Raw genomic sequence first — 20,916 nt, 5'->3', positions numbered from 1 at the left:
GCGCCGACTCAGCCGCCCGACACGCCGCTCACTCGGCCGAGGCGGCTTCCGCGTCGGCCGGTCCGGCCGCGTCGAGGAGGTCGAGGACGATGATCGAGATGTTGTCGCGACCGCCGTTCTCGAGCGCGGCCTCCAGCATCGCGGTCGCGGCGTCCGACGGATCCTCACGCTCGTGCAGGAAGTGCAGGATCCCGTAGTCGGTGAGCTCCTTCGTGAGACCGTCGGAGCAGATGACGTACCGGTCTCCCGCCTGCACGTCGATGCGGACGTAGTCGGGCGAGACTTCCTCGGTCGGACCGACGGCGCGCGTGATGACGTTGCTGTAGGGGTGCGTCTCCGCCTCTTCCTCACTGAGCCGGCCCGCGGCGACGAGTTCTTGGACGAGCGAGTGGTCGGTCGTGACCTGCATCAGCTGGTCGCCGCGCTGGAGATAGACGCGCGAGTCGCCGATGTTGAGCGCGACGATCGAGAACGCGCCATCGACCTCGTCGATGTAGATGCCGGTGAGCGTGGTGCCCGTGCCCTCGTCCGTGGCCTCCGGATGCGAGGTGATGTCGCGCACGGCCTCGGCGAGGGACTCATCGATGCCCTGGGGCGTGATGGTGCCGGTCTCGGCGAGCGTGTCGAGGCGGGCGACGACGCTCTGGCTCGCAATCTCGCCGCCCACGTGCCCGCCCATTCCGTCGGCCACGACGAACAGCGGATACCGTACGAGATAGGAGTCCTGATTGTTGTCGCGCTTGCGTCCGGCGTCGGTCAGCCCGGCCCACCGCAGCGCCAGCGTCGCGCCGCTTGCGAGCGAGACGTCGCGACTGTGCGTCTCGGGCCGCTGCGGCGCGGCGGGAACAGATTCGTCGGGCACGGGGCCGGGTCTCCTTCGATGTGCCTGCAATTGCAGTCCAGTCTATGGGGAAGCGCGGAGAAGAGCGCGTCAATCGGGCGCGACGAGCAGCATCTCGTGCGCATCCGATGAGCGCATGCGGAAGCCCGCCGACCGAGCCCATTCCGCGACGTCGCCCGTCGAGGAGAGCGCAGGGGCCGCGAGCGCGAGAGCCCGCACGAAGAGGCCCTTCGCGCGCTTGTTGAAGTGGTTGAGCGCGCGCACTGCACCGTCGTCGCTCTCGGTCACGACGCGGACATACACATGATCGGATTCGTCGGGTGCCGGCCCGAGCGCGCGGTACGCCTCGGAACGCAGATCGAGCACGGATCCGCCGTGGTCCGCGAACGCGCGTGTCGTGGCGTCGGCCCAGAGGCGCTTCACGGGCGGCAGGGCCGGGATCCGGTGGCCCGCTGCGAGGCGGAACGCGGGAATCGCATCGAGCGCACCGACGGGTCCGAGCAGCGCGGTCTGGATCGCGACGTTCTCCCCGAGCCAGGCGCGCGCCCGATCCGGGAGCAACGGCGCGTCGAGGGCGTCGTAGAGGACGCCCGTGAAGCGGTCGACGGCGGGCATCGTGCCGGATTCAGCGATGCGACGATTCACGTCGATCTCGCCGAGCTGCCGTTCCGACAGCTTCAGCGCGCGTCGGGATGCCGCCGGATCCGCCGCGAGATCGGCGAGAGCGGCAACCGTCGCGCGTCGCTGCGGGGCGAGCGACGAGAATGCGAGCGCGTCGACGTCGAGCGGCCGGCCGGATCCGCCGGGGTGCTTCGTCTCGGAGGGAGGAAGGAGGATGAGCATGGGAGAAACGCTCTGTCCACACGCGACGAGCGGGGCGGGATCCGTAGACCCTCGCCCCGCCCGTACGACGTGCGAATCAGGAGACGAGCTGCGCCTGTCCCGCCACGACGTTGATCGTGTCACCGACCTCCATCGAGACGAATCCATCGCTCGCGTCGGCGATCACCTTGGTGCCGTCAGCCTGCGTGATACGGACCTGGCCGTCGGCGAGGACCGCGAGCGTGGGCTCGTGGCCGGCCATGAAGCCGATCTCGCCCTCGACGGTCTTCGCCACGACGAGGCTCGCTTCGCCGGACCAGATCTCGGCCTCGGCCGAGACGAGGTTGACCTGCAGCGCCATGATCAGCCGTTCTCCCGCTGGATCCGTGCCCAGTTCTCCTCGACATCGCCGATGCCGCCGACGTTGAAGAACGCCTGCTCCGCGACGTGGTCGAACTCGCCCTTGACGATCGCGTCGAACGACTCGATCGTGTCCTTGAGCGCAACCGTGGAGCCCTCGACGTTGGTGAACTTCTTCGCCATGTAGGTGTTCTGCGAGAGGAACTGCTCGATGCGGCGCGCACGCGCCACGACGATCTTGTCCTCTTCGGAGAGCTCGTCGACACCGAGAATCGCGATGATCTCCTGCAGCTCCTTGTTCTTCTGCAGGATCTGCTTCACGCTCGTCGCCACGCGGTAGTGGTCCTCGCCGAGGTAGCGGGGGTCCATGATGCGGCTCGTCGAGGTGAGCGGATCGATCGCGGGATACAGACCGCGCGACGCGATCTCACGCGACAGTTCCGTCGTGGCGTCGAGGTGAGCGAACGTCGTGGCCGGAGCGGGGTCGGTGTAGTCGTCGGCGGGGACGTAGATCGCCTGCATCGAGGTGATCGAGTGGCCGCGCGTCGACGTGATGCGCTCCTGGAGCACGCCCATCTCGTCCGCGAGGTTCGGCTGGTAGCCCACGGCCGAGGGCATCCGGCCCAGCAGGGTCGACACCTCGGAACCGGCCTGCGTGAAGCGGAAGATGTTGTCGATGAACAGCAGCACGTCCTGCTTCTTGACGTCGCGGAAGTACTCCGCCATCGTCAGCGCCGACAGCGCGACGCGCAGACGCGTCCCGGGCGGCTCGTCCATCTGGCCGAAGACGAGGGCCGTCTTGTCGAAGACACCCGCCTCGTCCATCTCGTCGATGAGGTCGTTGCCCTCACGGGTGCGCTCGCCGACACCGGCGAACACCGACACACCGCCGTGGTCCTGCGCGACGCGCTGGATCATCTCCTGGATGAGGACGGTCTTGCCGACGCCCGCGCCGCCGAACAGGCCGATCTTGCCACCCTGCACGTACGGCGTGAGGAGGTCGATCGACTTGATGCCGGTCTCGAACATCGCCGTCTTCGACTCGAGCTGGTCGAAGTTCGGCGCCTTGCGGTGGATGGGCCAGCGCTCCGTGACCTCGAGCGTCTCGCCCTCGCCGAGGTTCAGGACGTCGCCCGTCACATTGAAGACCTTGCCCTTGGTGATGTCGCCCACCGGGACCGAGATAGCCTCGCCGGTGTCACGCACCTCCTGGCCGCGGACCATGCCGTCCGTGGGCTTGAGGGAGATGGCGCGCACCATGTCGTCGCCGAGGTGCTGAGCGACCTCGAGCGTGATCTCGGTGCTGTTCTCGCCCATCGTGATCGTGGTCTTCAGCGCGTTGTAGATCGTCGGCAGCGAGTCGTGGGGGAACTCGACGTCGACAACCGGGCCCGTGACGCGGGCAACTCGCCCGACGACCGCGACGCTTGGGTCAACCGTAGTGGTCATGAATTTCGTCTCTTTCCTGTGGGTCCTAGGACGCCAGCGCGTCCGCGCCGCCGACGATCTCGGCGATCTGCTGCGTGATCTCGGCCTGACGCGCGTTGTTGCGCAGGCGGGTGTAGTCGGTGATGAGCTTGTCGGCGTTGTCCGACGCCGACTTCATCGCCTTCTGCGTCGCCGCCTGCTTCGCCGCCGCCGACTGCAGCAGTGCGTTGAAGATGCGGCTCTGGATGTAGACGGGCAGAAGCGCGTCGAGCACCTCCGACGCCTCGGGCTCGAACTCATAGAGCGGGTACGTCTCAGCCGATGCCGGCACGTCTCCCGCCTCGTCCGACTCGACGACCTCGAGCGGCAGCAGGCGAACCGACTCCGGCTCCTGGGTCATCATGCTGACGAAGCGGTTGTAGACGACGTGGATCTCGTCGACCCCGTCCTCCGCTGCGTCGAGCTCGTACGCCGCGATGAGTGCGTCGGACATCTGCTTCGCCGTCTCGAAGGTCGGAGTGTCGGCTTCGCCGATCCACTCGTCGGCCGCCGCCATCTGCCGGAACTGGAAGTATCCGACCGCCTTGCGCCCGAAGAGGTAGAAGACGACCTCCTTGCCCTCCTCGCGCAGGTGCTCGGCGAGCTCGAGTGCTTCCTTGATGACCTGCGAGTTGAACGCGCCGGCAAGGCCGCGGTCGCTCGTGAGCAGCAGGACGGCCGACCGGGTCGGGTTCTCCGCCTCGCGCGTCAGCACGTGGTCGATCGTCGTGTGCGTCGCGACCGCGGAGACGGCCCTCGTGACCGCGCGGGAGAAGGGCGAGGACGCGCGCACGCGCGCCATCGCCTTCTGGATCCGCGAAGCCGCGATGAGCTCCATCGCCTTCGTGATCTTCTTCGTGGTCTGAGCAGAAGAGATCTTCTGCTTGTACTCCCTGAGTTGTGCGCCCATGATGCGTCTCCCTTACGGGCGTTACGCCTTGCGGCCCTTGACGATCCGCTCCTGGCCGATCTCGTCATCCTGCGCGGCATCGTGCTGCTCGTTGCCGGGAGCACCGATGCCCTTGCCATCGCCCTGCTGGAACTCGAGGACGAACGTGTCGACGGCCTTCTCCATCGCCTCGAGGACGTCGTCCTCGAGCTTGCCGGAGTCGCGGAGTCGATCGAGCACGTCGGTGTTGCGGCGCACGTAGTCGAGCATCTCGCTCTCGAAGCGCAGCACATCCTCGACCTCGATCTGGTCGAGCTTGCCGTTCGTGCCGGCCCAGATCGAGACGACCTGCTCCTCGGCCGAGTACGGCGCGTACTGCGGCTGCTTGAGCAGCTCGGTCAGGCGCGCACCGCGCTCGAGCTGGCGGCGCGAGGCCGCGTCGAGGTCGGAGGCGAACATCGCGAATGCCTGCAGCGAGCGGTACTGCGCGAGCTCGAGCTTGAGCGTTCCGGAGACCTTCTTGACGTGCTTGAGCTGCGCGTCACCGCCGACTCGCGAGACCGAGATACCCACGTCGACCGCGGGGCGCTGGTTCGAGTTGAACAGGTCGGACTGGAGGAAGATCTGACCGTCGGTGATCGAGATCACGTTGGTCGGAACGTAGGCCGAGACATCGTTCGCCTTGGTCTCGATGATCGGCAGACCCGTCATCGAACCCGCGCCGAGCGCGTCGGAGAGCTTCGCGCAACGCTCGAGCAGACGCGAGTGCAGGTAGAAGACGTCGCCCGGGTAGGCCTCGCGCCCCGGCGGACGACGCAGCAGCAGCGACACCGCACGGTAGGCCTCGGCCTGCTTGGTGAGGTCATCGAAGACGATCAGGACGTGCTTGCCCTGGTACATCCAGTGCTGACCGATGGCCGAGCCGGTGTACGGGGCGAGGTACTTGAAGCCGGCCGGGTCGGAGGCCGGAGCCGCGACGATCGTCGTGTACTCCATGGCGCCCGCTTCTTCGAGCGCGCCCTTGACCGACGCGATCGTCGAGCCCTTCTGTCCGACCGCAACGTAGATGCAGCGCACCTGCTTGTTGGTGTCGCCCGACTCCCAGTTGTCCTTCTGGTTGATGATCGTGTCAATCGCGAGAGCCGTCTTACCGGTCTGGCGGTCGCCGATGATGAGCTGGCGCTGGCCACGACCGACAGGGATCATCGAGTCGATGGCCTTGATGCCGGTCTGCATCGGCTCGTGCACGCTCTTGCGGTCCATCACGCCGGCGGCCTGGAGCTCGAGCTCGCGCTCGCCCTCGATGCCGGTGATGTCGCCGAGTCCGTCGACGGGGACGCCGAGCGGGTCGACCACGCGGCCGAGGTAGCCCTCGCCCACCGGAACGGACAGGACCTTGCCCGTACGGGTGACCTGCTGTCCCTGCTCGATGCCGGCGAACTCGCCCAGCACGACGACACCGATCGAGTGCTCGTCGAGGTTCTGTGCGAGGCCGAGCGTGCCGTCCTCGAATCGGATGAGCTCATTCGCCATGACGCCGGGGAGTCCGTCGACGTGAGCGATGCCGTCGGCCGCGTCCATGACGGTGCCGACCTCGCTCGCGCCAGAACCGGTGGGCTCGTAGGCGGAGACGAAGTCCTTCAGCGCGTCACGGATGACGTCGGGGCTGATGGTGATGTCTGCCATTGTCTTCCTTCGTTGTGCGGGCCTGTCGAGCCCGAGTGCTCCTCTAGGGGAGCGTTCAGCCTGCGAGCCTCGACCGGAGATCGGCGAGGCGGGACGAGATGCTGCCGTCGATCACGTCGTCGGCGATCTGCACACGGATGCCGCCCACGACGTCCCGGTCAACGACCTGATTGATCGAAACGCGGGTGCCGTAGGAGCGAGAGAGCGCGTCGGCGAGGCGGTCAGCCTGCGCGTCGCTGAGCGGCGTCGCGACGTGCACGGTCGCGACGGTGAGACCGCGCTCCGCTGCGACGACCGAGATCGCGTGGTGCAGCGCCGTGCGGATCCGACGATCACCGGGCTGCTGCACGATGCTGGTCGCGACGAGGAGGGTGCCCTCACTGACCTGCGCGTCGAGGATCCGCTCGATGAGCTCGCCCTTCTTCGACGCGTCACCGAGACGCGACCCGAGCGCCAGCTCGAGCTCCGGGTTGCCCGCGATGATGCGGGTGAGCTGGAACAGCTCGCCCTCGACGTCCGAGCTGTCGCTCTGGGCGACGGCGCGGATGGCGATCTCCTCGATGCCGGAGACGAGGTCCGCCGACGACGACCACCGCTGTTCGGCGACCGTCTGGAGGATCCCCTGCGTGGCGGTCGAGAACGATCCGAAGACCGTACCCACGAGCGCCGACCGTGCATCGGCGGCAGCAGTGTGATCGGCGAGCGCGCCGCTCAGTGCGGACGACTCTCCGGCCGCACGCGCGGCTGCGAACAGCTCACGCGCAGTGCCGAGATCGACCTGAGCCGACGCGAGCGCCGCGGCACTCGCCGTCAGAGCCTGAGTCGTCGCGCTGCCCATTACTTGGCCGCCTTCTCAGAAGCCTCGAGGTCGGCGAGGAAACGGTCCACGACGGCCCGGGCCTTCGCGTCCTCGTTCATCGTCTCGCCGATGACGTTGCCCGCCAGGTCCAGAGCGATCGAACCGACGTCCTGACGCAGCGAGACCATCGCCGACTGGCGCTCCGCCTCGATCTGCGTCTGGGCCGACGCGGCGATGCGATCGGCTTCCGCCACCGCGGTGCTGCGTGCCTCGTCGACGATCTTCTTGCCATCGGCACGCGCGCCCTCGCGGATCTCGCCCGCCTCGCGACGTGCGTCCGCCAGCTGCTGCGTGTACTCGACCAGCGCGGCTTCCGCCTGGCGCTGTGCCTCGTCGGCCTTCTCGATGTTGCCCTCGATCGCGGCGGACCGCGCGTCGAGCACCTTGTTGAGGCGCGGCAGCGCGATCAAGATGATCACTAACGCGATGATGACGAAGCAGACCGCGGACCAGATGATGTCGTACGCGGCGGGGAGCAGCAGGTTCTGGTCCCCCTCTTCCGCCGCGACTGTGACAAGAGCGTTAAGCATCCTGTCTCCTTATCTGTGAGGCGGGTAGGTCAACCGAAGATGAAGGGCGTCGCGATGCCGATGAAGGCAAGGATCTCGATGAATGCGACACCGATGAACATCAGCGTCTGGAGGCGGCCGGCGAGCTCAGGCTGGCGAGCCGTCGACTCGATGGTCTTGCCGACCACGATGCCCAGACCGATGGCGGGGCCGATGGCGGCGAGGCCGTAACCGATGGTCGCGATGTTTCCGGAGATTTCCGCGAGAACCGTCGTAGCGTCCACTAGGTGTTTCCTTTCATATGGCAGATAGCCGGTCGACTATCTGTCGGCAATCAGTGTTCGTCTGCAACCGCAAGCTGGATGTAGACGGCGGTCAGGATGGTGAAGACGTACGCCTGCAGGAAGGCGACGAAGATTTCGAAGAGCGTGAAGGCGAAGCCGAACGCCAGCGCACCGGGCGCGAGGAAGGTCAGCCAGTTGAAGCTGAGCAGGAAGAAGTGCGTCGCGGCGAAGAACAGCACGAGCATGAGGTGGCCGACCATCATGTTCAACAGCAGTCGCAGCGTCAGCGATACCGGACGGAAGATGAAGGTCGAGATGAACTCGATGACCGCGATGACCGGGATGAGATACACGGGCACGCCGCTCGGCACGAGCGAGTTCTTCATGAACTTGCCGACGCCCTGCTTGCGGATACCCGCCGAGATGAACGCGATGTAGGCGACGACGGCCAGCAGAAGGGGCACGCCGATGACGCTCGTGCCCTGGATGTTCGTGCCGGGGATCACGCCCATGATGTTGAAGAAGAAGATCCCGAAGAACAGCACCGACAGCAGCGGGACGAATCCCTTGCCCTCGCGCTTGCCGATCACCTGGTAGGCGATCTGCTCCCGCACGAATCCGAAGCCGAACTCGACGATCTGCTGGAAGCGCCCCGGGACGACCGTCATCCGGCGCGTGCCGAGCACCATGAACAGCACGAGCAACACCGTCGCGATGACCTGAACGAGGTTGATACGCGTGAATTCGAAGGGCGTGCCCTCGAAGAGGATTGCTCCCGGGAAGAAGTCGCCGATGGACGGCGGGTGGAACTCGACCTCATCGGCCATCGGTGCGATCGTTCTCGCCTGAGTCAACGCGTGGCTCCTGCTTCTCGCGCAGAACGGTGCCTGCGGGTGTGCGGTGGGAGTGGGGCGATCTTCTGCGGGCCGACGCTTCGCCGTGCCGGCATCCGACGGAAGACCTCGTTCAGACTATCAAAGACTGAACCGTGCTTTGACACGCTGTAGAAATCCGCCGTGCTCACGGAGTCGGATCCTCGTTATCACCCGGCAGCTCGATGTCGCTCACGGCCGGGATCCGCATCTTCGCGATCACCGCCACGTCGACGATGACCGATCCGAGAGCCGTGGCGATCAGCGCCCCGTAGAGCACCCCGGGCACCACCCAGTCAAGGCCGAAGACGACGTTCAGCGCGATGATGAGCGCGAGCACCTTCACGAGGAAGACGCCCATGAAGACGCCGAAGAAGATCACGAGGTAGTTCGGCGTGCCGAACCACCGGTTGGCGAAGAGGATCGTCGCCGCGGTGAGCGCCGGGAACACGAACCCGATCACCGAGCCGAGCACGCCGCTTCCGGCCCCCGCGGATCCGCCGACGAAGGCGCCGATGATCGCGGCGACCACGAGCACCGCAGCACTCATGACGGCGCTCCACAGGAGCACGTTGCGCATGATCGGATTACTCGAAACGGGCGAGGGTGCCACGGCGTTCTCCTGAGGTCGCGGAAGGGTCACACGCGATGCGCGCTCTGACGAGATTACCTGCGGCCGCTTTGAACTCCCCGGTCGCCGGGGACCCGGATGCCGTTGACGACGATGAGATCGACCACGAGAGATGCCACTGCCGTCGCCGTCAGCGCGCCGTACAGCGTGCCGGGGTGGATCTCGGCGAGCTGCACCAGCAGCGTCAGTGCGACGAGGAACACGGCGACCTTGATCACGAAGCCGCCGAGGAACGCGAAGAAAGCGATCGCGGCGTATCGGGTCGAGTCGCGACGCCGGGTGACGACGAAGACCGTGACGACCGTGAGGATCGGGAAGAGGATCCCCGCCCCTGCCCCGGTCGCGGCGCTGCCGAGGCCGGGGACACCCACCAGCGGCCATGCCACGGCGCACGCGACGAGTCCCACGGCAGCCCACACGATGGCGCTGACGGCGCTGATGCGGTCGACAGGAAGATCACCCAACATGAGCGTCCTCCTCCCCCGCAGCGTCCGAACGGCGCGCCGTGCGGGACGGCACGAGGGCGAGCACGAGGCACGCCGCGATGCCGATCACGCCGTACGCGACGGCGAGCCAGTATTCGCCGAACCAGTGGCCGCCGAACCAGTCCTCGCCCGTGAAGATGTACATCAGCAGCACCGTGAGCGACGCGATCGCGGTCCAGGCGTAGAAGATGAGCGTCGCGGCGCGGTCAGAGTGCCCCATGTCGAGCATGCGGTGGTGCAGGTGCTCGCGATCCGGTGAGAAGGGAGACTTGCCCCTGCTCATGCGGCGGATCACGGCCAGCCCGAAATCGAGCAACGGCAGCAGCACGACGATGAGCGGCAGGATCACCGGGATCAGCGTGCCGAGAATCTGCGATCGGCCCGTGACGTCCGGGTCGAGTGCGGCCGGCTGAATCTGCCCCGTGATTGCGATGCCGCTCGTGGCCATGAGCAGGCCGATCACAAGGGCGCCGGTGTCGCCCATGAACATCTTCGCGGGGTTCCAGTTGATCGGCAAGAAGCCCGCGCACGCGCCGATCACGACCGCCGCGATGAAGGTGCCGAGGTTCGCATACGTCGTGGCGCCCGCGTCCCGCACGAGGATGTAGGAGTAGATGAAGAAGACGCCGTTGGCGATGAGGCAGACGCCCGCAACAAGACCGTCGAGCCCGTCGATGAAGTTGACGGCGTTCATGACGATGACGATCGCGAACATCGTCAGGATGATGCTGACGGAGCTTGACCACACCGCGATCCCGCCGATCGGGAGGGCGTATATCTGCACGCCTCCCCCGATCGCGACGATGCCGGCTGCGAGGAACTGCGCGCCGAGCTTGATGAACCAGTCGAGATCCCAGAGGTCATCAGCCAGTCCGATGAGCGCGATGACGACCGTGGCTCCGAGCACGGACCAGACGACGCGCGGCTCGATCCAGATGATGTCGAAGAATTCGAAGGCCCGCGAGATGAGGAACGCCGCCACGATCCCGAGGAACATCGCCACGCCACCGAGGCGCGGCGTGGGCCGTCGGTGCACGTCTCGTTCACGCACGGCCGGGTACAGCTTGTACCGCAGCGCGATGCGCCACACCGCCCACGACAGCGCGAAGGTGAGCGCCGCTGTGATGAGTGCCGTCAGGAGATAGAGCTTCACCGACGCGGTTCCTCGTCGTCGATGTCGAGCAGATCGCCGAGCTCCTCGCGCAGCTCCTCCCGGGAGACGGCCCCGTCGCGGAGGATCCGCACTGCGGGCTCGCCGCGCCCACCCGCGAGCGACGTCGCGTCGATGATCGTCGAGGCCACGCCGGTCGACACCGGACCGTCGTCGAGATAGACGGCGATGGTCGAGCCGAGCATCCGCCGCGCCGTTTCGACGTCGACGGCGGCGGCCTTCCCCGTGAGGTTCGCACTCGAGACCGCGAGCGGCCCCGTCTCGGCGAGGAGCTCCAGCGCGATGGGGTTATCCGGCTGGCGCACCGCGACGGTCCCGGCCGTCTCGCCGAGATCCCAGGTCAGCGACGGCTGCGCGGGGAGCACGATCGTGAGGCCACCGGGCCAGAACCGCTCGACAAGCCGCTCGACCTCCGGCGGCATGCTCTCGACGAGGGCGTGCAGGGCGTCGACCGAACCGACGAGCACGGGCGGCGGCTGTTGGCGACTGCGCCCCTTCGCCTCGAGCAGCTTCTGCACGGCCGCCGCGTCGAACGCGTCGGCGGCCACGCCGTAGACCGTGTCGGTCGGCATCACGATCACGTCGCCGCGCGCGATCGCCTGGCGGGCGTGACGCATGCCGCTGAGCATCTGCTCGCGGTCGCGGCAGTCGAAGACGGGGGGATTCACGGCCTCGAGTCTACGGATCAGGCCTGAGGCCTCACGGACGCAGGGCCGTGGTCGCGCGATCCCGCGTGGTCAGGTCGGGGTGGGTCGAGGCACCGAGCCAGCCGTCCGCGGTGAGGAGCTCGCGGATCGCTGGCCCCTGCTCCTCCCCGTGCTCGAGGACGATGACGCCGCCCGAGCGCGCGAGGCGCAGGCCGACGGTGCTGATCACGCGCACGACGTCCAGGCCGTCGCCGCCTCCGTAGAGCGCAAGCTCCGGATCGTGCAGGCGCACTTCGTCATCGCGGGGCACGGCGCCGGTCGGGATGTACGGCGGGTTCGACGCCACAACCGACACCCGACCGTCGAGGTCGTCGAAGGCGTCTGCGAGGTCGCCGTGACGCAGATCGACCTCGGGGGCGATCGCATCGACGTTCCGCCGCGTCCACGCCAGCGCATCGGCCGACTTCTCGACGGCGTGCACCCGCGCATGCGGGACCTCGGTCGCCATCGCGAGCGCGATCGCGCCCGATCCGGCGCCGAGATCGACCGCGATAGGGGCCGGATCCGCGACCGCGCGCAGCGCGTCGATCGCCAACTGCGCGACCGTCTCCGTCTCCGGTCGCGGCACGAAGACTCCCGGCCCGACCCGGAGCGTGAGGTGCCGGAACGGCGCCAAACCGGTGATGTGCTGCAACGGCTCGCGTCCTGCCCGGCGCACGAGCGCGGCGCGGAGGCCCTGATGTTGTGCGCTCGACAACCGGTCACCGCGGAACAGGGCGGCACGCACCTCGCCGCGCGAGACGTCCGGACCGAGCACGTACGCGATCAGCAGTTCGGCGTCCACGACGGGGTCCGGCACCCCGGCTGACTGCAGGACATCCGCCGCGCCGCGCAGCGCGTCGGCCAGCGGAACGGCTTCCTCGTTCGTCGTCACGGCACTCGAGCCTACGTGTGAAATCCTCCGTCACACACGCCGCCGCCACGGCGCATCCCTTTAGGCTGGGGCACAGGCATGCGAGGCCTGCGCCCCGCGGCCCCACCCGATCAGACGCGAAAGGCATCATCATGGCTGCGATCCACAACGACATCTCGAGTGCGTTCGGAAAGACGCCGCTCGTCAAGCTCAACCGCGTGACGGACGGCGCCGGTGCCAACGTCTACGCCAAGCTCGAGTTCTTCAACCCCGGGTCAAGCGTCAAGGATCGTCTCGGCGTGGCGATCATCGACGCCGCCGAGAAGTCCGGCAAGCTCCCCGCCGGCGGCACGATCGTCGAGGGAACCTCGGGCAACACGGGCATCGCGCTCGCACTCGTTGGTGCAGCCCGCGGCTACAAGGTGATCCTCACGATGCCCTCGTCGATGTCGAACGAGCGCAAGGTGCTGTTGCGTGCCTTCGGCGCCGAGCTCGTGCAGACCGACCCTGCGAAGGGAATGAACGGCGCCGTCGAAGAGGCCCGACGCATCGTCTCCGAGACCCCCGGCGCCGTGCTCGCGAGCCAGTTCGAGAACGAGGCGAACGTCACGATCCACCGCGAGACCACCGCCGAGGAGATCCTCGCCGACACCGACGGCGCCGTCGACATCTTCGTCGCCGGCATCGGCACGGGCGGCACCATCACCGGTGTCGGACAGGTGCTGCGCGAGCGTAAGCCCGAAGCAAAGATCGTCGCGGTCGAGCCCGTCGACTCCCCGCTCCTCAGCGAGGGCACGGCCGCCCCGCACAAGATCCAGGGCCTCGGCGCGAACTTCGTGCCCGAGATCCTCGACCGGTCGGTCATCGACGAGATCCTGCCCGCGCCGCTCGACAAGTCCGTCGAAACCGCTCGCGCGCTCGCCTCGAGCGAGGGCATCCTGGCCGGCATCTCCTCCGGCGCCGCCGTGTGGGCAGCCGTCGAGGTCGCCAAGCGCCCCGAGAACGCCGGCAAGAACATCGTCGTGATCGTCCCCGACACCGGTGAGCGGTACGTGTCCACCTTCCTCTGGGAGCACCTCCGCGACTGAGCGCCCGAGCGGCGTGCGGGCGCCGCGTTGACGGCGTTGTCGTTAGTCGTCGCACGTTGGTGCGCCTTCCTCCTCCGCCTTGCCACCACAGCACCCGCACGCCGCTCAGCGTGACACACTGAAGCCCAGGCATCGTTCGATTGGTTTCATCTATGGGAATCGGCATCCGCGAGGACATCGAAGCCGCGAGGCGGCGGGATCCCGCCGCCCGCGGCTCCGTCGAGATCGCGGTCCTCTATTCGGGACTGCACGCGATCTGGGCCCACCGCCTGAGCCACTCGCTGTGGAACCGCGGCTGGCGATTCATCGCCCGCGCCCTTTCCCAGGTCACCCGCTGGCTCACCGGTATCGAGATCCACCCCGGTGCCACGATCGGTCGCCGATTCTTCATCGACCACGGCATGGGCGTCGTCATCGGCGAGACCGCTGAGATCGGCGACGACGTCATGCTGTACCACGGCGTCACCCTCGGCGGTTCGACGCTCGACAAGGGCAAGCGGCACCCGACTCTCGACGACGGAGTCGTCGTCGGATCCGGCGCGAAGGTCCTCGGCCCCGTGCACATCGGCGCGCGCAGCGCCGTCGGCGCCAACGCCGTCGTGACTCGCGACGCGCCCGCCGACAGCATCGTCGTCGGGATCCCCGCGAAGGCCCGTGCGCGACAGTCCAACGATCGCGTCCGCGACATTCTCACGGCGCCCGAGTACCAGATCTGACGACGCCGGCCTGGGTTGTGCCGGCCTAGGTTGCCAGCCTCGGGTTGCAGACGACGCTGCGCGGTCACCCTCTCGGCGGCGCAGTCCCCCGACATCGCGGGTGCGATGTCTCCCGCCAGGCCCGATGCCAGCGTCGCCGAGAGGGTGACCGCTTCGCTTCGCTCGCGGACACGGGGATAGATTCGGGAGTGCCGCAGGCGCTCCAGCAGGGGAGCGCTGATTTGCTCGCCGGGGGGGGCAGAGTGGGTGGTGCTCCGCGTGTGTCAGGGCGTGGTGGGGGCGTTCGCCGGCCACGGGAGTGGGCCGCGCGCCCGCTCGAGCTGTGCCGCGAGCTGCAGGATCCGTGTCTCACCGCCGGGCCGCCCGACCAGCTGCACGCTCCAGGGCCGCTGCCCCGGAGCGGCCGGCGCGGGGACGGTGATGGCCGGCAGACCGGCGACGTTCACGAAGCTCGTGTGCGGCGCGTACTGGCACTGGCGGGCGAAGTTCTCCAGGGGTGAGGTGTCGCTCGAGAACCATCCGAGCGGCCGTGGAGACATCGCGAGCGCTGGCGTAAGCACGGCGTCGAAGGGAGAGAACGCCTCGATCGTCTGGCGTTCGAATGCCGACGCGGCTTCGAACCCGCCGATGGCTTCGGATGCGGGCATGGCGCGTGCCTCGCGGGCCATCCACGCGGTGAAGGGTTCGACGAGGGCATCGAGATCGTCGTCGGCGACGGGGAGCCCGGCGGCGGAGGCGCGCCAGATCGTGGTGAACATCTCCGGATAGCCGCGGGGCTGCCAGGCGGCATCGTCGACGTCGTGGGCGGCCGCGAGGGTACGTGCGGCCCAGTCGTACGCGTCGCGCGCGCCCGGATCGAGCGTGGTGTCGGTCCAGCCATCCCACGGCGTGACGAGCGTCGTCCCGATCCGCAGCCTGCCCGGATCCGTGCGCAGCGCCGCGACGAACGAACCCGTCGGAACGGGGTCCGGCGCGCGGGTCGCGTTCCGGTGGGGCGCGGATCCGATGAGCGCGTCGAGCAGGTATGCCGCGTCCTCGACGGTGCGCGCAATCGGCCCGGCCGTCGAGAGGCCGCCCGTGCCGCTGAGCCCGTTGGCGAACGGCAGCCGGCCGCGCGACGGCTTGAGCCCGACCACACCGACCGTGGCGGCGGGGATCCGGATCGAGCCGCCCGCGTCGGAAGCCGGGGCCGCCGGGAGCATGCCAGTGGCCACCGCGATCGCCGCTCCCCCGGAGGAACCGCCCGCGCCCGTCGTGGGATCCCATGGGTTGCGCGCGGGTGCGCCTGCGGCCGGCTCGGTGTAGCCGGTCATGCCGAATTCGGGCGTCGACGTCTTGCCGAGGCTCACGGACCCGAGCCGGTCGAGTGCGGCCGCGATCGGATCCGAAACGGTTGGCACGTTGTCGCGGAACGCGCGGGATCCGTAGCGCGTCGGCACCCCGGCGCGGGCGACGAGATCCTTGTCCGCGAGCGGCACGCCCCAGAGCGCGGGCGGATCCTCAGGCGGCTCTCCGAGCGCCGCAGCCTGAGCGAGCGCGCGTTCGGCGGTCACCTCGACGAAGGCGCCGAGCCGCTCCCCCTCGATGCGGTCGAGGCACGTGCGGGCGGCCTCGAGAGGCGTCACCTCGCCGCGCTGCAGCTGACGAACGAGTTCCACGAGAGTCACGTCCCCATCCTCTCCCGCCTCCGCCCACATGACGCAAATGCACCCAAAGACGCGCGTTTGGGTGCATTTGTGTCAGGTGGAGCGCCGAGGACTCCGCCGGCGTCAGCGGAGGGCGTGCCGCTCGATGAACGTCCGCAGCTCGGCGGCGTCGTCAGCGAGCTCGGTGACGTGCTGCGGCGCGTCCATCATGGCCCGCTGATCCTCCGGGAGATCGAGGTCGACGCCAAGCGCCTCCTGGATCGTCTCGGCGAACTTCTGCGGCTTGGCCGTCTCGAGCACGAGCATCGGCACCCCGTCGTCGAGGTGCTGACGGGCGATGGCCACGCCGTCGGCGGTGTGCGGATCGATGATCTCGCCGGTGGCCTCGTGCACGGCGCGGATCGTCGCGAGCCGGTCGGCATGCGTCGAGGTCGCGCTGACGAAGCCGAATTCCTCGCCGAATCGCGCCTGCTCGCCGGAGAAGTCCGCCTCACCGCCGTCGGCGAGTGCGTCCCACGCCGCGACGACGCGCGAGGCGTCGCGTCCGACGAGCTCGAAGATGAACCGCTCGAGGTTCGAGGCCTTGGAGATGTCCATCGACGGGCTCGACGTCGCATGCGTGTCGGCCGCGCCGCGCGGCCGGTACATGCCCGTGCGGAAGAACTCGTCGAGGACATTGTTCTCATTGGTCGCGAGCACCAGACGGTGCACGGGGAGCCCCATCAGTCGAGCGTACAGCCCGGACAGGATGTTGCCGAAGTTGCCCGTCGGCACCGCGAAGGAGACGGGCTGCGCCCCGGTCTCATCGGTCGCGCGCAGCCAGCCCCAGAAGTAGTAGACGACCTGCGCCGTGATCCGCGCGAGGTTGATGGAGTTCACGGCGCCGAGGTGGTGCGCGTGTTTGAAGTCGAGGTCGCCCGCCAGCTCCTTGACGAGGTTCTGGCAGTCGTCGAACACGCCCTCGACAGCGATGTTGTGCACGTTCGCGTCGTCGATCGAGTACATCTGCGCGCGCTGGAACGCACTCATCCGTCCCTGCGGCGAGAGCATGAACACGGCGACCCGCTCCTTGCCCCGCAACGCGTGCTCGGCGGCGGATCCCGTGTCACCGGAGGTCGCGCCCAGCACGTTCATGACGGAGCCCGCACGCTCGAGCGTGTACTCGAGCACCTGGCCGAGGAACTGCATGGCCATGTCCTTGAACGCGAGCGTCGGCCCCTCCGACAGCCCCACGAGGGAGATGTCGGCGTCGAGCCGCCGCACGGGGACGACGGGCCGCGGGAACACCGCGTAGGCGCGCACGGTCATCCCGGCAAGGTCGTCGCGGGGGATGTCCGTGGCGAACAGACCCAGCACCTCGGTCGCGAGTTCGGCGTAGCTCAGCGCACGCCAGCGCTCGAGAGTCGCGGCGTCGACCTGCGGCATCTCCGCGGGAACAGCGAGCCCGCCGTCTGGCGCGAGCCCCTCGAGGAGGGCCTCGCTGTACGACATCGGATCCGAACCGCCTCGAGTCGAGATGTACTGCACGCAGGGCTCCTCAGGTCAGGGACGGCAGAGACGCCCCATTCTCTCACGTCGGGGCACACGGCCGCGGCCGGTCACTCCCCGAGGTGCTCGAGCCGCTCGGCCTCGTCGGCCGCGATGCAGCTGGCGATAACCGGCTCGAGTGCGCCGTCCATCACCTGGTCGAGGTTGTAGGCCTTGAAGCCGGTGCGGTGATCGGCGATGCGGTTCTCGGGGAAGTTGTAGGTGCGGATCCGCTCGGAGCGGTCCATGCCGCGGATCTGGCTCTTGCGCGCGTCCGAGGCGGCCGCCGCCAGCTCTTCCTGCTGCTTCGCCAAGAGGCGCGCACGCAGCACGCGCATCGCGGCCTCGCGGTTCTGCAGCTGCGACTTCTCGTTCTGCATCGACACGACGATGCCGGTCGGCAGGTGGGTGATCCGCACGGCCGAATCGGTCGTGTTCACCGACTGGCCGCCGGGGCCAGACGAGCGGTAGACGTCGATCTTGAGATCGTTCTGGTCGAGCGCGACCTCTTCGGGCTCGTCGACCTCGGGGAAGACGAGCACGCCCGTCGTCGAGGTGTGGATGCGCCCCTGAGATTCGGTCGCCGGCACGCGCTGCACGCGGTGCACGCCGCCTTCGAACTTGAGGTGGGCCCACACCCCCTGGGCGGGGTCGTTCGAGGATCCCTTGAACGCGAGCTGCACGTTCTTGTAGCCACCGAGGTCGGACGGATCCGATTCGATGATCTCGGTCTTCCAGCCCTGGTGCGCCGCGAACTGCGAGTACATCCGCAGCAGATCCGCCGCGAAGAGCGCGCTCTCGGCGCCGCCCTCCCCGGCCTTGATCTCCATGATCACGTCGCGCGCATCGTCGGGGTCACGCGGGATGAGCAGGCGGCGCAGGTGCTCCTGCGACTCCGTGGCCTGTTCCTCGAGCGCGGGGATCTCGTCGGCGAAGGCATCGTCCTCGGCGGCGAGCTCACGGGCGGCCGCGAGGTCGCCTGTCGCCTGTTCCCACTCCTCGTGAGCGCGCACGATCCGCGACAGCTCGGCGAAGCGGCGGTTGACGCGCTTCGCACGCGCGGCATCGGCGTGCACCGCCGGGTCGGAGAGCTCCTCCTGAACCCGGCGGTGTTCGTCGATCAGCGTCTGGACGGATTCGAACACGACGTTCCTTAGCGGCTGTTCTCCGAGGGGATGCTCTTCTGCATCTGCACGAGGAACTCGACGTTCGAGTTCGTCTCCTTGAGCTTCTCGAGAATCACGCCGAGGGCGTGCTGCTGGTCCATGCCCGCGAGCGCACGACGCAGCTTCCAGGTGATCTTGACCTCGTCGGGGCTGAGCAGCATCTCCTCGCGGCGCGTGGACGACGCGTTGACGTCGACCGCCGGGAAGATCCGCTTGTCGGCGAGCTGGCGGCTGAGGCGCAGCTCGGAGTTGCCGGTGCCCTTGAACTCCTCGAAGATGACCTCGTCCATCTTGGATCCGGTCTCGACGAGAGCCGTGGCGAGAATCGTCAGCGAGCCGCCGTTCTCGATGTTGCGCGCCGCACCGAAGAACTTCTTCGGCGGGTAGAGCGCGGCCGCGTCGACGCCACCGGACAGCACGCGTCCCGAGGCGGGGGCCGAGACGTTGTACGCACGGCCGAGGCGGGTGATCGAGTCGAGCAGCACGACGACGTCACGGCCCAGCTCGACGAGGCGCTTGGCGCGCTCGATCGCGAGCTCGGCGACGGTGGTGTGGTCCTCTGCGGGGCGGTCGAACGTGGAGGCGATGACCTCGCCGTTCACCGAGCGCTGCATGTCGGTGACCTCTTCCGGACGCTCGTCGACGAGGACGACCATCAGGTGAGCTTCGGGGTTGTTCTGCGCGATCGCGTTCGCGATCTGCTGCAGGACGATCGTCTTCCCGGCCTTCGGCGGCGCGACGATGAGGCCGCGCTGGCCCTTGCCGATCGGAGCGATGAGATCGATGATCCGCTGCGTCGTCTTCTCCGGTGCCGTCTCGAGGCGCAGACGCTCCTGCGGGTACAGCGGCGTCAGGCTGGAGAACTCGACACGGCCGGCCGCGTCATCTGCCGACAGGCCGTTGACCGAGTCGACCTTCACGAGCGCGTTGTACTTCTGACGGCCGGACTGCTCGCCTTCGCGCGGCTGCTTGATCGCACCGACGACCGCGTCGCCCTTGCGCAGGTTGTACTTCTTGACCTGGCCGAGCGAGACGTAGACGTCCTGCTTGCCGGGCAGGTAGCCCGTCGTGCGCACGAACGCGTAGTTGTCGAGCACGTCGAGTACGCCGGCGACGGGAATCAGCACGTCGTCGTCGTTGATCTCCGGCTCGAACTCGTCCTGCCCACGGCCACGGCCGCGTCCGCGACGGTTGCCGTTCTGATCCTGCTGTTGCTGCTTCTGCTGCTGTCCGCCGCCGCGCTGGCCGTTCTGGCCGTTGCGGCGGTCGTCCGAGGAGTCGTCCGAGGAGTCGCCGCTGCTCTTCTTGCGGCGGTTGCGACCACGGCCACGACGGTTGCGGCCGGAGCCCTCCTGCTCGTCGGAATCGCTGTCGTCGTCCTTACCCTCAGACGAACCCTTGTCGTCGGAGGAGCCCGTGTCATCGGACGAGCTCGCGCCATTGCTGTCGCGCGAGGAGGCGTCCGATGCGTCGGAGGCCTTCGCGTCGGAGGCCTTTGCGTCGTCGGCGGCCTTCTCAACGTCGGCGGCCTTCTCGTCCTGTGTGGCGCCAGCGGGCTTCTTGCGCGAGCGCGATCCGCGTGCGGGGGCGTCGGCGGATCCGTCGGTCGCGCCGTCGTCAGATGCCGCAGCCTCAGCCGACTTCTCGTCGGTCTCGGTCGCTGCGGGCTTGGTGGAACGGCTGCGTCGCGAGGACGAGCGCGCCGGCTTCTGCGCGTCTTCCGCGGGCTCGGCAGTCGCTGCGTCGGCAGTCGCCACCTCGGCGGTCTCGGCCGGCTCGGCTGCGGGCGCCGCGGCCTTCTTGGCACGCGAACGCGTTGCGCGCGCGGGCTTCTGCTCGACGGCCGCGTCGGCGGCGGGCTCTGCCGGGGCGGCGTCGGCGGCCGGAGCCGCGTCGGCCGCGGCCTGCTCGGCGGCAGCCTTGTCTGCTTCGATCTGAGCCTTCGTGCGGCGCGGGGCGCGCTTCTTGGGCGCGGTCTTCGGCGCTTCCTCGGCCTCGGGCGTCGCGGCCTGCTCCACCTCGGCCGGCGCGGTCACCGCGGCGTCGGCCGCTGCACCGCTCGACGTGGCGCGACGCGGAGCGCGCTTGCGCGTGGTCGCCTTCTTCGGTGCGGCGGCTTCTTCGGCGGCCGCGATCGCCTGGTCGATCTGCTGCTGGGTATCGGCAGCGCTGTCGCCGCCGGGGGTCTCGGTGGTGGGTTCCACGAGTGCTCCTTCAATGAGAACGGGATGTATCAGAGCCGATCCGCACGCGAGAGATGTCGCGAAGACGCGCGCCGTTCAGCACGCTGATCTCCCGGTTGCAACGCGATGTCGCGCTGCCGTCGGGGATCCGTAC

21 protein-coding genes are annotated in these 20,916 nt (G+C 68.3%); 2 read left to right on the top strand and 19 right to left on the bottom strand.

Features of this window, described 5'->3' with window-relative positions:
• Window positions 1-28: 28 nt before the first annotated feature.
• From IEW87_RS06865 to prmC, 15 genes are all read right to left on the bottom strand, one after another.
• Window positions 29-862 (bottom strand): PP2C family protein-serine/threonine phosphatase, encoded by an 834-nt coding sequence (locus tag IEW87_RS06865; RefSeq protein ID WP_188711531.1) that lies wholly within the window; start codon window positions 860-862, stop codon window positions 29-31.
• 69 nt (window positions 863-931) lie between these two features.
• Complete coding sequence (locus IEW87_RS06860; protein WP_188711530.1) at window positions 932-1,684, bottom strand: YaaA family protein; 753 nt, start codon at window positions 1,682-1,684, stop codon at window positions 932-934.
• 76 nt (window positions 1,685-1,760) lie between these two features.
• Entirely contained in the window at window positions 1,761-2,024 is a 264-nt protein-coding gene (locus IEW87_RS06855) for a F0F1 ATP synthase subunit epsilon (protein ID WP_188711529.1), read from the bottom strand.
• 2 nt (window positions 2,025-2,026) lie between these two features.
• Window positions 2,027-3,472, bottom strand: a complete 1,446-nt coding sequence (gene atpD / locus IEW87_RS06850; protein ID WP_188711528.1) for a F0F1 ATP synthase subunit beta — start codon at window positions 3,470-3,472, stop codon at window positions 2,027-2,029.
• A 25-nt stretch (window positions 3,473-3,497) separates the two neighbouring features.
• A complete protein-coding gene (locus tag IEW87_RS06845; protein ID WP_188711527.1) occupies window positions 3,498-4,400 on the bottom strand; it encodes a F0F1 ATP synthase subunit gamma in 903 nt (300 codons plus the stop codon).
• A gap of 21 nt (window positions 4,401-4,421) precedes the next feature.
• Window positions 4,422-6,065, bottom strand: coding sequence for a F0F1 ATP synthase subunit alpha (gene atpA, locus IEW87_RS06840; protein ID WP_188711526.1), 1,644 nt, complete (start codon window positions 6,063-6,065; stop codon window positions 4,422-4,424).
• A gap of 55 nt (window positions 6,066-6,120) precedes the next feature.
• On the bottom strand, window positions 6,121-6,903 hold the full coding sequence (locus tag IEW87_RS06835; RefSeq protein ID WP_188711525.1) for a F0F1 ATP synthase subunit delta: 783 nt from the start codon (window positions 6,901-6,903) through the stop codon (window positions 6,121-6,123).
• On the bottom strand, window positions 6,903-7,454 hold the full coding sequence (locus IEW87_RS06830) for a F0F1 ATP synthase subunit B (RefSeq protein WP_188711524.1): 552 nt from the start codon (window positions 7,452-7,454) through the stop codon (window positions 6,903-6,905). The genes IEW87_RS06835 and IEW87_RS06830 overlap by 1 nt, the downstream gene beginning before the upstream one ends.
• 29 nt (window positions 7,455-7,483) lie before the next feature.
• Entirely contained in the window at window positions 7,484-7,717 is a 234-nt protein-coding gene (gene atpE, locus IEW87_RS06825) for an ATP synthase F0 subunit C (RefSeq protein ID WP_188711523.1), read from the bottom strand.
• A gap of 50 nt (window positions 7,718-7,767) precedes the next feature.
• Window positions 7,768-8,544 carry a F0F1 ATP synthase subunit A gene (atpB, locus tag IEW87_RS06820; protein WP_188711522.1) on the bottom strand — a complete coding sequence of 259 codons (777 nt, stop codon included), beginning with the start codon at window positions 8,542-8,544 and terminating at the stop codon, window positions 7,768-7,770.
• A 193-nt stretch (window positions 8,545-8,737) separates the two neighbouring features.
• Window positions 8,738-9,202 (bottom strand): Cg1360 family ATP-synthase-associated protein, encoded by a 465-nt coding sequence (locus tag IEW87_RS06815; RefSeq protein ID WP_188711521.1) that lies wholly within the window; start codon window positions 9,200-9,202, stop codon window positions 8,738-8,740.
• Between the two features lie 53 nt (window positions 9,203-9,255).
• The gene (locus tag IEW87_RS06810; RefSeq protein WP_188711520.1) at window positions 9,256-9,687 is read right to left on the bottom strand and encodes a Cg1360 family ATP-synthase-associated protein; all 432 of its coding nucleotides are present in this window, start codon (window positions 9,685-9,687) and stop codon (window positions 9,256-9,258) included.
• A complete protein-coding gene (locus IEW87_RS06805; protein ID WP_188711519.1) occupies window positions 9,677-10,858 on the bottom strand; it encodes an MraY family glycosyltransferase in 1,182 nt (393 codons plus the stop codon). Before IEW87_RS06805 ends, IEW87_RS06810 begins: the two co-directional genes overlap by 11 nt.
• Complete coding sequence (locus IEW87_RS06800; protein ID WP_188712688.1) at window positions 10,855-11,505, bottom strand: L-threonylcarbamoyladenylate synthase; 651 nt, start codon at window positions 11,503-11,505, stop codon at window positions 10,855-10,857. Before IEW87_RS06800 ends, IEW87_RS06805 begins: the two co-directional genes overlap by 4 nt.
• 70 nt (window positions 11,506-11,575) lie before the next feature.
• On the bottom strand, window positions 11,576-12,457 hold the full coding sequence (gene prmC, locus IEW87_RS06795; protein ID WP_188711518.1) for a peptide chain release factor N(5)-glutamine methyltransferase: 882 nt from the start codon (window positions 12,455-12,457) through the stop codon (window positions 11,576-11,578).
• Window positions 12,458-12,588: 131 nt separating this feature from the next.
• Here prmC and cysK point away from each other — a divergent pair, with 131 nt between their 5' ends.
• Together cysK and epsC are read left to right on the top strand one after the other, a co-directional pair.
• Window positions 12,589-13,524 (top strand): cysteine synthase A, encoded by a 936-nt coding sequence (gene cysK / locus IEW87_RS06790; protein ID WP_188711517.1) that lies wholly within the window; start codon window positions 12,589-12,591, stop codon window positions 13,522-13,524.
• A 152-nt stretch (window positions 13,525-13,676) separates the two neighbouring features.
• Window positions 13,677-14,240: a serine O-acetyltransferase EpsC gene (gene epsC / locus IEW87_RS06785; protein WP_188711516.1), complete on the top strand. Its 564-nt coding sequence runs from the start codon at window positions 13,677-13,679 to the stop codon at window positions 14,238-14,240.
• Between the two features lie 263 nt (window positions 14,241-14,503).
• Here epsC and IEW87_RS06780 read toward each other — a convergent pair whose 3' ends face one another.
• The 4 genes from IEW87_RS06780 to rho form a co-directional block, all read right to left on the bottom strand.
• Window positions 14,504-15,907, bottom strand: a complete 1,404-nt coding sequence (locus IEW87_RS06780) for an amidase (protein ID WP_229731000.1) — start codon at window positions 15,905-15,907, stop codon at window positions 14,504-14,506.
• 102 nt (window positions 15,908-16,009) lie between these two features.
• Window positions 16,010-17,413, bottom strand: coding sequence for a threonine synthase (gene thrC / locus IEW87_RS06775; protein ID WP_188711514.1), 1,404 nt, complete (start codon window positions 17,411-17,413; stop codon window positions 16,010-16,012).
• Window positions 17,414-17,484: 71 nt separating this feature from the next.
• A complete protein-coding gene (gene prfA / locus IEW87_RS06770; protein WP_188711513.1) occupies window positions 17,485-18,558 on the bottom strand; it encodes a peptide chain release factor 1 in 1,074 nt (357 codons plus the stop codon).
• Window positions 18,559-18,566: 8 nt separating this feature from the next.
• Complete coding sequence (rho, locus tag IEW87_RS06765) at window positions 18,567-20,783, bottom strand: transcription termination factor Rho (protein ID WP_373285096.1); 2,217 nt, start codon at window positions 20,781-20,783, stop codon at window positions 18,567-18,569.
• Window positions 20,784-20,916 lie beyond the last annotated feature (133 nt).

It is taken from the genome of Microbacterium faecale (genome assembly GCF_014640975.1).
In the GTDB taxonomy this organism is placed as follows: domain Bacteria; phylum Actinomycetota; class Actinomycetes; order Actinomycetales; family Microbacteriaceae; genus Microbacterium; species Microbacterium faecale.
Note: the sequence above shows the minus strand (reverse complement) of the source record. Positions and strands in the feature narration are given on the sequence as shown.

Coding starts and splice junctions, on each gene's coding strand:
- IEW87_RS06860 (WP_188711530.1), bottom strand. CDS start 1,684: ATGCTCATCCTCCTTCCTCCCTCCGAGACGAAGCACCCCGGCGGATCC.
- IEW87_RS06855 (WP_188711529.1), bottom strand. CDS start 2,024: ATGGCGCTGCAGGTCAACCTCGTCTCGGCCGAGGCCGAGATCTGGTCC.
- atpD (WP_188711528.1), bottom strand. CDS start 3,472: ATGACCACTACGGTTGACCCAAGCGTCGCGGTCGTCGGGCGAGTTGCC.
- IEW87_RS06845 (WP_188711527.1), bottom strand. CDS start 4,400: ATGGGCGCACAACTCAGGGAGTACAAGCAGAAGATCTCTTCTGCTCAG.
- atpA (WP_188711526.1), bottom strand. CDS start 6,065: ATGGCAGACATCACCATCAGCCCCGACGTCATCCGTGACGCGCTGAAG.
- IEW87_RS06835 (WP_188711525.1), bottom strand. CDS start 6,903: ATGGGCAGCGCGACGACTCAGGCTCTGACGGCGAGTGCCGCGGCGCTC.
- IEW87_RS06830 (WP_188711524.1), bottom strand. CDS start 7,454: ATGCTTAACGCTCTTGTCACAGTCGCGGCGGAAGAGGGGGACCAGAAC.
- atpB (WP_188711522.1), bottom strand. CDS start 8,544: ATGGCCGATGAGGTCGAGTTCCACCCGCCGTCCATCGGCGACTTCTTC.
- IEW87_RS06810 (WP_188711520.1), bottom strand. CDS start 9,687: ATGTTGGGTGATCTTCCTGTCGACCGCATCAGCGCCGTCAGCGCCATC.
- IEW87_RS06800 (WP_188712688.1), bottom strand. CDS start 11,505: ATGCTCAGCGGCATGCGTCACGCCCGCCAGGCGATCGCGCGCGGCGAC.
- cysK (WP_188711517.1), top strand. CDS start 12,589: ATGGCTGCGATCCACAACGACATCTCGAGTGCGTTCGGAAAGACGCCG.
- epsC (WP_188711516.1), top strand. CDS start 13,677: ATGGGAATCGGCATCCGCGAGGACATCGAAGCCGCGAGGCGGCGGGAT.